The organism is Paenibacillus lignilyticus (assembly GCF_017942085.1).
Classification (GTDB): Bacteria; Bacillota; Bacilli; order Paenibacillales; family Paenibacillaceae; genus Paenibacillus_Z; species Paenibacillus_Z lignilyticus.
In genome coordinates this window covers 211,651-224,901 of record NZ_JAGKSP010000005.1, presented here as the reverse complement: position 1 = coordinate 224,901, position 13,251 = coordinate 211,651, and the positions used below count along the sequence as shown (strand labels likewise).

The following is a 13,251-nucleotide window of genomic DNA, read 5'->3' as shown; positions in this document are numbered from 1 at the left end:
TTGGGGCTTCCATCCAACCTGCTATTCAACCGCGGCATCCAGCTCGCAGTTTTCCAACTTTATTACCTTCGTTTTGTATTTCCATTTGTAACCGAGCCATAATACTAAGAAGAACGGAATGCCGATGTAAGATGCGATTAGGAATTTCCAATCGACTTGACCATCGGAGAAGGCGCTGATGCTTTGTCCTAAGATGACAATCATACACATGACGCCTGCCAGAATCGGTCCGAATGGGAACCATAACGAGCGGTAAGGCAAGTCCGCAAGCTTCCGACCTTGTGCTGTATAAGCTTTACGGAAGCGATAATGGCTGATGGCAATACCAAGCCAAGCGATAAATCCGGACATTCCGGATGCATTCAGCAGCCAGATATACACCTGACCATCACCGAAGAAAGAAGCAAGAAAAGCGAGCATGCCGATAGCGGCTGTTGCCAGCAGAGCATAAACGGGGATACCGTTTTTATTTAATGCAGCGAATAATCGTGGCGCTTTTCCTTCCTTGGCGAGTACCCAGAGCATCCTTGTGGAAGCATACATCCCCGAGTTGCCTGCGGATAGCACGGAGCTTAATATGACGGCATTCATGACGGAAGCCGCCACGCTTAGGCCTGCCTTCTCGAATATGATCGTGAATGGACTTGCACTCACACTATCGCTTGCCAAGGACTCCGTCGTATATGGAATCAGCAAACCCACAACGAATATGGCAAATATATAAAATAATAAGATTCGCCAGAATACACTGCGGATCGCCCGAGGTACGTTTACACGCGGATTCTCAGACTCCCCTGCCGCGATACCGACGAGCTCCGTCCCTTGAAACGAGAAACCCGCCGCCATACAGACACCGAGCACGGCAAGTAAACCGCCGGAGACAGGTGCATCACCGGTTGTAAAATTACCGAATCCGGTTGCTTGTCCACTCCAAATGCCGACAATCATGAGAAGACCTATGCCAATAAACACGATGACGGTAACGATCTTAATCATCGCGAACCAATATTCAGACTCGCCATAGCTTTTAACCGATAACAAGTTCAGGCCAACCATTAAGGCAAGGAACAAAGCGCTCCATAAGAACGAAGGGCTGTCAGGCAGCCAGAATTTAATGATGATCGTTGCCGCAGACAGCTCGGCCGCTATTGTGATCGCCCAGTTGTACCAATAATTCCACCCGAGCGCAAAGCCAAACGATGGATCAACGAACCTTGTTGCATAAGTGCTGAATGTACCGGAAACCGGCATATACGTTGCCATTTCCCCCAGACTGGTCACTAAGAAATAAACCATGATGCCAATAATCAAGTAGGCAAGCAGTGCGCCGCCCGGACCTGCAGTATGAATCGCGCCGCCACTGGCGAGAAACAATCCTGTTCCTATCGAGCCGCCGAGTGAGATCATCGTCATATGACGCGATTTCAAGCCTCTGCGTAATTTGTTGTTGTTTGGATTCTCGTTCTCGTTCACTTTCCGTACGCTCCCTCATCTATTATCCTTATTTCCTGGGAAAATAAGGCATACCAACACAAAAAAGCTGCCTAACAAGGCAGCTTCCATGACTCCCTCATCTCTCCTGTTCGAAGATAGCTCAACACACGTAACGCGGGTGCGAATCGTGTGACAGTTCCGTCCCTTTCGGAAACGGCCCCAGCTCGAACGGTCAGTAAACCGTGCGGCTTCGGCGATGGTACCTTTCTTCCGGCATCCTCAGTCATTACTGGACTTCCTCCGGCGTACTCATTAACATCGCGACCTCTACCTCATCAAGGCTGATGAGGTGATACCTATTTTATTGTGACACAAGATCCTATAATAAGTAGCCTCAGCGGAAAAAGCAATGGATAATCATTCCACGCTTCTAATCGGAAGCATAAAAAAGAAGCCGGATCGATGATCTCAGCTCCTCATAACTGCGTATTTATAGGCGATTAAAGCCAAATTGCAGGCAATACTTCACTCTATGATTTAATTATCCGGTAAACCTGTCTTTCATCTAACCATATGAACGCAATAATAGCCAGTATGTCCTCTTCAAGTAAAACCTATACCTCTATACAAGCATTTCTTCAACGAATTTGTTGATGGTATGCAACCGGCTCTGAAAAGCTTGATAAACACCTTCGGCTTGTTCGCGAATTGTCCGCTTGGAGCACGTATATTTGTTAACGCCGGCCGCATAATCCACTTGCCGAATGAGGGATTCCGGCAATGCTGCCGCACCGCTGATTGCACCGGCAATTCCGCCGGCAAGCGCTGCGACGTTAACGCTGTCCCGCCCCATATTAGCTCCCGCAATGATCGCATCGTGTACATTTGCGTTTACCATTCTGACAACGCATATCGCTTTGGTCACAACTTCGTTTGCGAAGCTGTTGCCATATGGCACGCCGCAGCCGCGGTAGCTCTTATCGAAGGCTTCGCGGAGTTCGCGGAAATCCCGGCAGCCCGCTGTCAGCTTTAACCCGGATTCCAGTTCATCGATAACATTGTCTCTCAAGTACCCATACTTGTAGCCATCGATCTTTGCTCCTACATCGGAATAATCGCAGTTGGTGAACAAATCTTTTATTACACTGTCAATCGTTGCGCCGGGCTTTACAGCTGAAGCAATCGCTGCAGCGGTTACGCCTGACCACTTCACGCCATAGCTTCTGGATGCATAATACAGCTGGCCGAGCTCGAAGGCATCGCGAATCGCATTCTTCACATCGCCTGCATTGATCAATCCAACCGGATGACAATAGCCGGCGAAGCTGTTAAGTCCTGCATAATCGCAATACTTGCCGAGATCGCGTGCGGGGATCCCGCTGTTAGCAACCGCCAACAAACCCACATCATAGGGTTCCATGATCTTCTCGGCAGCTTTCATTGTCATATCGGACACCCAGATTGCGCGAACGTCCTCGGCCGATATCCGATCCTGCCGTTCTGAGATTGCAGTAATAAGCAGCTTCTGCCGCTCGATTCCGCTTCCGGTCGTACCGGCTTCTCGGAACCAACCATTCTCATAAGGCTTAAGCTGATCCAGGACGCCGAACTCCGATTCGCTATTCTGCCAGGTGAGTCCCTGAGCAGGCGCGCCCAGAGCAGCTCCAACCTGCGACCCTGCGATACAACCATAAAATTTATCTTGTAAGCTGATGATTCCACTCATCGCCCGACACTCCTCTACGTTTATCTGAACTCATCTGAACCAGCCTCTATATGATTACGACTACTTACAACGCACCCATCAGCTCCGAATATGCCTTCAGCCTATGCAATCGGGAACGATACGCTTGGTACAAGCCTTCGGCATGTTCTTTGATCGTGCGCTGGGAATTGGTAACGACATGCAAGGTTGTCGCATAGTCCGTTTGTTTGATCCAAGACTCAGGAATCGTAGTCGTTCCGGTAAGCGCCCCGGATATACCGGCTGCAACCGCCGTAACACAGTCCGTATCGCGTCCCATATTGACGGCCGCAACCATTGCTTCTTTGACATTTCCTTTGGCCCATTTGAAAATACAAACCGCTTTCGTCACCACTTCATTCGCGTAGCTGACTTCATATGGAATGCCTCGAATGTTATAAGATTCATAGAGTGTATGCCTAAATTCACGGTAGTCCTTGATTTTCGCGGTCCGTTTCAGCTCCCGTTCAAGCTCTCTTACAACGACATCGGGATCGCAATGATCGAAGATTGCGCCGAGCACGCTGTCAACGGTAGCCCCCGCTTTGGTCCCGGATGCGATCGCTACCGCAGTAACCGTTGCCCATTTCAAGCCGCGACCGTTCGTGGTTTGATAGAGTTGGCCGACTTCATTCACATCATGGATGGCATTGGGAATATCGCCGGCATTGATCAGTCCGATTGGGTGGCAAGATCGGGAGAAGCTGTTTAACCCTGCGTAATCGCAATATTTGCCGATGTCCCGGGCTGGAATACCGCTCTTGGCCATCGCGAGCAATACAGCTTCGAAAGGCTCGGAAATCATGCCCGCCGATTCCGGTTTGATTCCGGAAATCCACATATTGCGGACATCCTCGGCCGTGACACGGTCCTGCTTCTCCATAATCGCGGAGATCATCAGCTTCTGGCGCTCCACGCCATCCTCAGTCGTCCCTGCTTCGCGGACCCAGCCGTTATGAAAATGCTCATAAGGCAGCAGCTCTTCAAGAATCCCGTACTGGGCATCGATTCTATCGTAATCCCAGCCTTCTACCGGTGCTCCCATTGCAGAACCGATATGAACGCCGGCGATGCATCCGTAAAATTTATCGAATAATGAAACTGGCTCACTCATGGCTTGTTCTCTCCTCGAATTTAATGTGTCATGCAGCTAACAGATGTACAGAAATCTAACGTTCGCGCCTTTGATAGTTGAACATTTCGAAATCCGCATCACTCCCCTATACTGAATTCGTAGCTTACAAACTATCGAACTTGGAATGAAAGAGGTGCGTCATATGAACAGTTGGGCTAACTATCAGCTCGATCACGCTGCGATGCTGCAGCGGCTGAACCATCCGACAGGCAAAGTGAAAATGATTCTGGATACCGATGCGTTCAATGAAGTGGACGATCAATTTGCACTCGCCTATACGCTGCTGTCACCGGATAAGATCGATTTGCTGGCGGTTACTGCGGCTCCGTTCTTCAATTGGAATTCAACGAGTCCGGCTGAAGGAATGGAGAAAAGCTACAAGGAAATCTTCAACATCTACAAGCTGATGGACCTGCAGTCCCCTCCTCCTGTTTACAGAGGCTCTGCGCATTTCATGACTAGCCGTGAAGAGCCGGTTCCAAGCGAGGCGGTTGATACGATCATTGAGACGGCACTTGCGGCTGACCCCGATGACCCGCTCTATGTTGTCGCTATCGGTGCCATTACGAACGTAGCATCGGCTATCGTCAAATGCCCCGAAATCATCCGGAAAATCGTCGTAGTCTGGCTTGGGCCAAACTCTTATTGGTGGCCTACGCAAGATATTTTCAACGTGTCGCAAGACTATCACGCTTCCGGCATTATCTACGACAGCGGCGTACCGCTCGTCGTACTGCCATGTCACAGCGTCGCATCCCATCTGTTGACCTCCACCTACGAGATTGATGCTTGCTTGCGAGACCGAAACAAACTGGGTACTTATTTCAGCGATTTGTTCCACGGACGGTTTGAACGTTTCGGCCTCAATCGCCCCGGATGGTCGAAAGTGCTATGGGATGTTTCTGCCATAGCGTGGCTGCTGAATGAAGAATGGGTGCCATCCGTCGTGCGAAGAACGCCGATCCTTAATCCGAATTTCACGTATTCCACCGATGATTCCAGGCACTTCTACAAAGAAGCGATCGACATTGACCGAAGCCTCGTCTATATCGATATGTTCAACAAATTGGGAAACCATTCAACCTGATTGTGCAAGTCTGCTTTCACGGAATTGCCCGGGCGTTATGCCAACGCTGCGTTTGAAGGCGCGAATGAAGCTGTGTACATTGGTGTAGCCGACCATGCTGCTGATTTCACATACCGTCTGAAGATCCAGTGCCAGAAGCTGCTTGGAATGCTCGATTCTCTTCTGAGTCAGCAGATTGTAGAAGGTACTCCCCGTGTGCTGCTTCAGCAGCCGGTTCAAGTAAGTCGAAGAACAATGCATAATATCCGTAACCTGCTCTAACCCGAAATCTTCGTGAAAATGCTCATCGATGTAAGACAGAGCCTCTTCTACTTTCCGTTGATTCCGATCCTTGCTGTACCAGTAGTTAAAATCAGTTTGCTGCTTCGCTTCTTGGAGTGCACTCGTTATGGATTGATAGATGAAATGGTAGAGCTCTTCCAGCTCAATCCGGTAGGCTTGTTCCTGGGATGAGAGTTTCCCTGCATCTTGCTGCAGTTTGGGATTCGTGATCTGAATGTAGGGTGACTTCAAAGCCGGTGCTGACGGCGGGGATATTTTCAGTACGCTTTGCATGAACAGACCTCCCGTTCTTTATTCACGTAGTTTAATCGCGGCTTCGCGTTCCAGAATGGCTAATTTCTCGACTCTTCTGCGGAACTGCTCTTCCGTGCTGAATGTTGCCGAGACGTAGGAGGAGATCAAGTCTTTGACCAGCCATTCCCCTACAATCTTGGCGCCAACACACATTACATTAACATCATCATGTTCGACGCTTTGGTGTGCGGAATGATAGTCATGACATACGGCAGCACGAATGCCCGGAATCTTATTCGCAGCGATACTGGCACCTACGCCTGTACCACACACCATGATTCCACGTTCAGCTTCACCTTTAAGTACGGAGTGACAGACCAATCGGGCAATATCGGGGAAATCAACGGCATCAGCGCTGTAGCAGCCATGGTCGATGACTTCACAGCCGATGGCTGCCAGATGCGCGGCGACAGCGGACTTCAGATGGAAACCGGCATGATCGCAACCTAATGAAATTTTCATTTTGCTCGCCTCCTGTTTTCATTTGTGGAGTGATTCGGTTCAATGTTAACGTTGCCATAATTCTGAAGCATGGAGATAGCAGTACTGAAAGCCTATGAAAAAGGATTCAGCATAGCGATTCCGTGACTTTCGACCTCATTATTGGCAACGTTGCCAATTTGCTTGAAATAAAAAACTCACGCTGCCTTCGCATGCCGTCCATGCGATACCGAAGGGATTGTAAGCCTTTTCGAGCCAATATTATCCTAGAATGCAGAGCACTGTCAATACCGGAAGTTTGACTCTTCACTTTCAACTGGCATTTTTATTCATTACCCCTTACAATCCATATAGAATGGCATCGATAACATTTGATGGAACCAGCTGGGAGGAACGTAAAATCAAGAAGCCAACCATACACGACGTCGCCGAGAAAGCAAAAGTGACGCCCTCCACCGTATCCAGAGTTATGAACGGTTCGAGCCTCGTTAAGCCGATCACCAGGCAGCGGGTTCTTGATGCTGTCAAGAGTTTGGGTTATATCCCCAGCAAAACCGCGCGCATGTTCAAATCCGGAAAGAGCGGTATACTCGGTCTTGTCGTCAGTGCGCAGCATATTAGCGAGTTGATCTTCAACGCCGGCTTCCAAGCCATATTCAAAGCGTTGACCGAGAAGGCGCACAGCGAAGGCTACAATATCCTCATTCTTACATCCAGCGATCCGGATTCAGAATCATTCTTTAACGTCATTAAAAATCAGGTTGCGGACGGCTTTATCATATTAAGCCCTTCTAATAATGAATCCCTGGCATCCATGCTTGAAGAAGCAGGTATTCCTTATGTATTTAACATGAAATACTCCAACAATCCGGAGGATATTTACTACATAACATCCGATGATCTCGAAGCCGGCTATATGGCGGCTAAATATTTGTTGGATCTGAATCATACCGACATTCGCTTTATTGTGGGCAGCATTAAAGGCAATGTCATTTCCTTTAACCACGAGAGAATTAATGGCGTTAAGAAAGCTTATGGCGAGTATGGAATTCCATTCAAGGATGACTATATTGTGCGTGTTCCCGGGCAAATGGAAGAGAGCTACAATAGGATTCATCAGCTCCTCCAAACCCAGAAGCCTACAGCGCTGATGATTTCAAATGAGGTTACGACGGTTGCGGCGCTCAATTATTTCTACGACTATGGCTATCGTGTGCCGCAGGACATCTCTGTAATTGGCTTTGGTCCATCCGATCTCTACCGGAGTCTGAGGCCGAACTTAACGAGCGTCAGCTTTGACATTACACATGCCAGCGGCAAGATCGTCGATATGCTGCTCCAGCGGATCGAAGGCATCCCCATTAAGCTTGAGCCGCCTAAGAAGCCTGAGCTTATTATCAGGGACAGCACAGCTCGCAATATTTAATGTAGTTAATGATGAAATGGCAGCGCAGAATTCTGCGCTGCCATTTGCCTAATGCTATTGAACGAATCTTCAATCTTCCAGCCACTTCGCGAGATGCTCGGCAACAAATTCATCGTCTACTCGCTGCGGGTAATCACGGCTAACTCGCGTAAGCTCATCCGCTTGCCCGTCGGATAAGGTCTCATGGGGATTCAAGCACCAGATTCCCTGCATCAAACCTTGTCGGCGCAGCACCTCATGTATGCCGGCGATACATCCAGCGTACTGATTGGCGGCATCGAACAGCGCCGCGTTCATATCCGTCACTTCGGCGTTCCGCGTCAGCCACTCGGACGTCAATGCCGCTTCGCCCCGCACTCGCTTCACTTCTCCGAGAAGCTCCACCGCTCTTCTCGTCCAAACCGCCCAATGCCCCAGCAAACCGCCAACAATCCTTTTCTCCACCGGAGCTCCGTCGATAATATACCGATACGCAGTAAGCAGATCGCCAATGATATTATCGTCATTTCCGGTATAAAGAGCAATTTGATCACGTCTGCTTGAACTGCATACCGCCCGGACAACATCGATGGTTTGATAGCGATTGAACGGGGCGATCTTGATCGCAACGACGTTCGGAATTTCCGCGAATGCCTGCCAGAACGCATAACTGAGCACTCGCCCGCCTACCGAGGGCTGCAAATAAAACCCGATCACCGGCAGCAGCTCTGCCACTTGCTCCGTCCGTTTCAAGAGCTTACTTTCCGAATAGCTTCCAAGGCCGCCCATGCTGAGCAAACCGGCATCATAACCGAGGTCAATGGCAATTCTCGCTTCGTTCAATGCTTGATCGGTAGGACCGCATAGGCCTGCCACCTTAATAAAGGGTCGATTCAGCTTCGCTCGCTCAACTTCCTCGGACGCAAGCCGCAGCACCGGCTCGTACAAGCCGATGGCTGCATCACGAATCTCGAATTGCGTGGAATGGACGCCAACGGCAATCCCTCCTGCCCCAGAGTCGATGTAGTATCGCGTCAGCGCTCGTTGATATCGCGGATCAAGCTTGCGCTGATGATCCAATGCCAGGGGGTGAGCGGGAATAACCAAACCATCATGAAGGGCGCCAAGCTGTTCCGGTGTCAGCTGTTTGCCTCGCATCAGAACTTCCCCTTTCGCTCTTGAAAATGGGTCGGTTTGTTCAGCGTGTGGCCGCCGGCTCGAACCCATTCCGCAACCCAATCGACCATCTGCAGCAGAGAGACACGCGGATACCCGAACAATTGAAAGGATTGAGCGGCATTACTTAGCAGAGCCGTGTCCGACTCCGTACCTTCGACTACCGGCTCTTTCCCAAAGCGTTTGCCCATCTCTGCCGCTGCCCAACGTACGGACATCGTCTCAGGGCCGGTAATGTTAATCGTACGCGGCGGCGACTCGCAATGGGATAAGCATCGCAGCGCCATCTCATTGGCATCCCCTTGCCAGATGACGTTGGCATGCCCCATCTCAAGCCGAATCGGCCGTTCATTCATAACCGACTTCGCAATCTCAAGAAGAACCCCGTAGCGCAGATCAATCGCATAATTCAATCGGAAAATAACCATCGGCATACTGTATTGCTTGGAGAAGTATTCAAATATACGTTCACGTCCCAAACAAGACTGCGCGTACTCCCCTTTAGGCTCCGGTCCGCATGATTCGCTTACGCCTCCAAGTCCCGGCGGCGAGAATGGATAGACATTCCCGGACGAGAATACCACGATTCGTGAATTCCGATATTTCTCTGCTACCCTGCCCGGCAAATAAGCGTTCATCGCCCAAGTGAAATCCTCGTTGCCTGTCGTTCCGAATTTATTACCCGCCATATAGATGATGTTGCGTGCATCGGGAAGCTGGTGCAGCTGCTGATCATCGAGAAGGTTGCACGAAATCGTTTCAACGCCTGCAGCCTCCAGGTCTTTGCGCGTCTCCTCATTGGAGAATCTCGAAACGCCGATTACACGATTGCGGGCGCCTGCTCGGCGCAGCGCGTTTACTGCTAGTTTTGCGAGGCTCGGACCCATTTTCCCGCCAACGCCTAACACGAGGACGTCCCCTTCCAGTGACGCCATTTCGGCGATCAGCTGCTCGGACGGTTCAGCTAATTTGGCTTCGAGTTCCGCAATCGATTGAATGTGCGCCATCGCCATCGGATTACCCTCTGATGCTTTCTTGCGCCGGTCGGTAGATGTGAGGATTTTGGCGGCGGCACTCTTCCATGACAACAAGCTGCTGTCTGACTTGCTGCGGCGTAATCGCTAACTCCTCGCCTTGCACAAGTGTTCTATACAGCATGAGATACAATTGCTCCGTCATGTAGTCGAATTCGCTTTGACCTTCCGCTAATCGGAGCTCCCAGTCCTCCTTATACCAGTTGAGCGTTTCGCGACAGTAGCTTGGTTTGCCGTTCTTGTCCACTAACGGCTCCGTCGTTAATTGCTGTACAGGCGCTTCCTCCGGTTTGAAATAGCTCCATTCCAATCGGTCGTTATTGCCGCGCAGTCCGCCGTTGGTTCCCTGTATGACGAATGGCTCTCCTGGGAAAACACTGCAGGAGGAAACTTCCAAATCGATGGTCGGACGTCCTTGTCCGCGAAGCAGAATCTTCACATAATCCTCGGCGTCCCCGTACGTATTCGCTTGATCCATGACGCAAGTAATATCCGGGATCACATCCGTGCCGAACAGCTGCAGCACCTGATCCACGGTATGGGAGCCTAAATTCAACAAGCTGCCGCCATTGTTGCTTTGCAAGGTCTGCCAATCCCATCTGCGGGCAAAACGGTTGCTGGTGAAATCGATTTGCACGATGCGGCCCAAGACACCGCTTTCGATCACCTCGCGAATGCGAACATAGGCAGGCATGTAGCGTGATTGCTGGAAAACAGCTAATATTTTGCCGGAACGCTCCGAGGCTGCAATCAATTGATCTACTTCTTCCGATGTTCGGGCGAGCGGCTTCTCGCACAGGACATGAAATCCGCGGTTCAACAGCTCCAAGGAGATCGGCACATGCTGATGGCTGGGCGAAGCATTGACGACAAGGTCAAGCTGCTCATTCTCCACCATCTCCTGCCAAGTTGCATAAGCGTTGCATTGGAACTCTTGTCGTGCCAGCTGCTGCCGTTCCGGCAAGGAATCCGCGACCGCTGCAATTTGGAAACAGTGAGGCAGCTTGGCGAGTAATTGCCCGTGTATGTCGCGTCCACTTCGGCCTTGCCCGATAATCCCGATTTTTAAGATCGATTGTTCCATGCTAACATTCCCCTTTTCCCTATTAGGATGGTTGATTCCAGCTTCCGCTTCGTTCACTTCTCCGTTTGCGCTCGCAGATTCGCAAGCAGAGCCTTCAATCCTTGGAGCGACCGGGCCGTCCCTTCCATTGCAGTGCCGCCTTCCGGAATATAATGCGTCTCCAATGTGAACAGCCCGGCATAGCCATCTCGATGTAAAGCTCGAAAATGGGCCTCATACGGAACGATGCCTGCCCCAATCGGAGTCGCTTGGGGATTACCGCTCTCGTTCATCCGTACGTCTTTCAGATGTACATGGGCCAATAGATTGCGAATGATGGAATAGCCATCGGGATAGCTGGCACGGTTGCCGTATTGCTCATTTCCCGGATCCCATAAGACGCGCAGATTAGGCGATTTGACAGCTTTAACGAGTCTAGCGACTTCCGCGGCAAACCCGCCATTACAGGAAGGTTCGTTTTCGAGCAAAAGCAGCTTGCTGCGGCTTGCAGCCATTAAGGCAGCGCGAGTTAAATGCCTTATAATTTCGTCTTCATGCTGCTCCGGCTCCGTTTCACGCCAGAAGGAGAATATACGAATCCGATTCGTACCCAGCTGATCGGCAATGTCCATCGCCCGTTCCAGCATCGAGAAATGCTCGGAAACCGAACGCTCCTCCTGATTAAACCGGTCTCCCTCTGCTACCTGATTGCCCGTTCCCAGCGCGCATTTGAATATCGGAGAAGCGATGCAGGATACGAATAGTCCTCGTCTTTCCGTTTCGGAACGGATGATGGCAAGCTGCTGATCGCTGAGCGAAAGTACATTTTGGCCATTGATCGTACGGATTTCAACATGCTTCAAGCCATTCAATACTGCAAAGTTCAACGCTTCTAATAGATCCGATGGAGAAACCTCATCGGTTATGACGCCTAAACGATCCTCGATCATGGCTATGGCTGCCTCCCATTCTCTGCTTGCAGCCGGTGATCCCCTTTACTCCAAACGGGTTCCCCGCCTACAACGGTTTGCTGCACTTGAATGCTGCCGCTGCTATCCATTGCGAACAGCGTCAAATTCGCTCTTGCGCCAACCGCCAGCTTCCCTAATGACGGCCAGCCCATGGCTTCTGCAGGTCGGCGCGTTACGGCATCGATCGCTTCCCGCAAGCTTATTCCGGCTAGTCGGATAGCTGTTTCAACACCGTGATCGAGCGCTTGGGCGGAGCCTGCCAATATCCGCGGATCGGCTGCCGTCTGGAGCCGGCCGTTGCTTAGCAGCTCTACCTCTTGCCCGATCATGCTCCGGTAACGTCCCGGCGGCATGCCGCCAAACCGGACGCTGTCGCTGACGAGGATGAAGCGATCGCATTTGGCGCGGATCATGGATTTCAACACAGAAGCGGACAAATGATGGCCGTCCGCAATAAACATCGCATACAAGCCGTCTTCGGCCAATTGATCCCAAATGTAATTCGGGTGCCTGGCCATGACCGGATGCGCGCCGTTCCCAAGATGCGTGGACAGCGTGGCACCTGCTTCAACAGCCGTACGCAGCTGCTCCGTATTCGCCATCGTGTGTCCAATGCTAACTTTTACGTCTCCGCTTGCGCTTATCTGTTTGATGAATAACTCGCTGCCTTCTCGCTCGGGAGCAACGGTGCACAGGACAATTCGCCCTCCGGCCGAACGCTGCCAAGCCGCGAATTCAGCCGTATCGGGATCCCGAATATAGACCTTGTCATGGGCACCGCGCGGTCCGTCTTCAGCGGATAAATAAGGACCTTCGATATGAATGCCGGCAATCGCGTCAGCGATCAGCTTATTATTCTCGCAAGCCTTATGAATGGCACGAAAGGCTTGATCCATTCTGGCGAAGCTGCCGGTTATGACCGTTGGGCAATAGGTGGTGACGCCATGCCGGAATAAGGCAAGCGTCACTTCGGCGACATCATGCTCCGAGGTAACGTCGCCATTAAGATCGAAACCGGCGAAACCATTCACCTGCAGGTCGATCCAACCGGGTGATAACCAAGTTTCGCCGGCTCGGGCTTCGTCGGCAGGCTGTGCAGGTGAAATGGCTTGGATGAAGCCATCTTCCGCCGTGACCCGTACCCATTCTCCCGTATCATAACGTCTTCCTATCCATGACATGACG

General features: G+C 51.0%; 12 protein-coding genes and 1 riboswitch. Of the genes, 2 read left to right on the top strand and 10 right to left on the bottom strand.

Annotated features, from left to right (window positions below; translation table 11 throughout):
* Positions 1–21: 21 nt before the first annotated feature.
* The 3 genes from I8J30_RS14975 to I8J30_RS14965 form a co-directional block, all read right to left on the bottom strand.
* The gene (locus I8J30_RS14975) at positions 22–1,413 is read right to left on the bottom strand and encodes an amino acid permease (RefSeq protein WP_210659275.1); all 1,392 of its coding nucleotides are present in this window, start codon (positions 1,411–1,413) and stop codon (positions 22–24) included.
* Positions 1,414–1,582: 169 nt separating this feature from the next.
* Positions 1,583–1,772: riboswitch (Lysine riboswitch) on the bottom strand.
* Positions 1,773–2,056: 284 nt separating this feature from the next.
* Entirely contained in the window at positions 2,057–3,160 is a 1,104-nt protein-coding gene (locus tag I8J30_RS14970; protein ID WP_210658950.1) for an ADP-ribosylglycohydrolase family protein, read from the bottom strand.
* A gap of 64 nt (positions 3,161–3,224) precedes the next feature.
* The gene (locus I8J30_RS14965; protein ID WP_210658948.1) at positions 3,225–4,292 is read right to left on the bottom strand and encodes an ADP-ribosylglycohydrolase family protein; all 1,068 of its coding nucleotides are present in this window, start codon (positions 4,290–4,292) and stop codon (positions 3,225–3,227) included.
* 163 nt (positions 4,293–4,455) lie between these two features.
* On the opposite strand from I8J30_RS14965, the gene I8J30_RS14960 reads away from it, so the two are divergent.
* Positions 4,456–5,400 carry a nucleoside hydrolase gene (locus tag I8J30_RS14960; protein ID WP_210658946.1) on the top strand — a complete coding sequence of 315 codons (945 nt, stop codon included), beginning with the start codon at positions 4,456–4,458 and terminating at the stop codon, positions 5,398–5,400.
* Here I8J30_RS14960 and I8J30_RS14955 read toward each other — a convergent pair.
* Positions 5,392–5,955, bottom strand: a complete 564-nt coding sequence (locus tag I8J30_RS14955; protein WP_210658944.1) for a helix-turn-helix domain-containing protein — start codon at positions 5,953–5,955, stop codon at positions 5,392–5,394. The genes I8J30_RS14960 and I8J30_RS14955 overlap by 9 nt on opposite strands.
* 18 nt (positions 5,956–5,973) lie before the next feature.
* Positions 5,974–6,438 (bottom strand): ribose 5-phosphate isomerase B, encoded by a 465-nt coding sequence (gene rpiB / locus I8J30_RS14950; RefSeq protein WP_091217316.1) that lies wholly within the window; start codon positions 6,436–6,438, stop codon positions 5,974–5,976.
* Between the two features lie 334 nt (positions 6,439–6,772).
* On the opposite strand from rpiB, the gene I8J30_RS14945 reads away from it, so the two are divergent.
* Entirely contained in the window at positions 6,773–7,843 is a 1,071-nt protein-coding gene (locus tag I8J30_RS14945; RefSeq protein WP_210658943.1) for a LacI family DNA-binding transcriptional regulator, read from the top strand.
* Positions 7,844–7,912: 69 nt separating this feature from the next.
* Here the strand turns inward: I8J30_RS14945 and I8J30_RS14940 are convergent, their stop codons facing one another.
* Genes I8J30_RS14940 through I8J30_RS14920 form a run of 5 tightly spaced genes read right to left on the bottom strand, consistent with a single transcriptional unit; the run spans position 7,913 to position 13,247 of the window.
* A complete protein-coding gene (locus tag I8J30_RS14940; RefSeq protein WP_210658941.1) occupies positions 7,913–8,980 on the bottom strand; it encodes a dihydrodipicolinate synthase family protein in 1,068 nt (355 codons plus the stop codon).
* Positions 8,980–10,011: an NAD-dependent epimerase/dehydratase family protein gene (locus I8J30_RS14935; protein ID WP_240548082.1), complete on the bottom strand. Its 1,032-nt coding sequence runs from the start codon at positions 10,009–10,011 to the stop codon at positions 8,980–8,982. Before I8J30_RS14935 ends, I8J30_RS14940 begins: the two co-directional genes overlap by 1 nt.
* Positions 10,012–10,015: 4 nt before the next feature.
* Complete coding sequence (locus tag I8J30_RS14930; RefSeq protein ID WP_210658939.1) at positions 10,016–11,116, bottom strand: Gfo/Idh/MocA family protein; 1,101 nt, start codon at positions 11,114–11,116, stop codon at positions 10,016–10,018.
* A 53-nt stretch (positions 11,117–11,169) separates the two neighbouring features.
* Positions 11,170–12,045 (bottom strand): sugar phosphate isomerase/epimerase family protein, encoded by an 876-nt coding sequence (locus I8J30_RS14925; protein WP_210658938.1) that lies wholly within the window; start codon positions 12,043–12,045, stop codon positions 11,170–11,172.
* Between the two features lie 2 nt (positions 12,046–12,047).
* A complete protein-coding gene (locus I8J30_RS14920; protein WP_210658936.1) occupies positions 12,048–13,247 on the bottom strand; it encodes an N-acetylglucosamine-6-phosphate deacetylase in 1,200 nt (399 codons plus the stop codon).
* Positions 13,248–13,251: the final 4 nt, after the last annotated feature.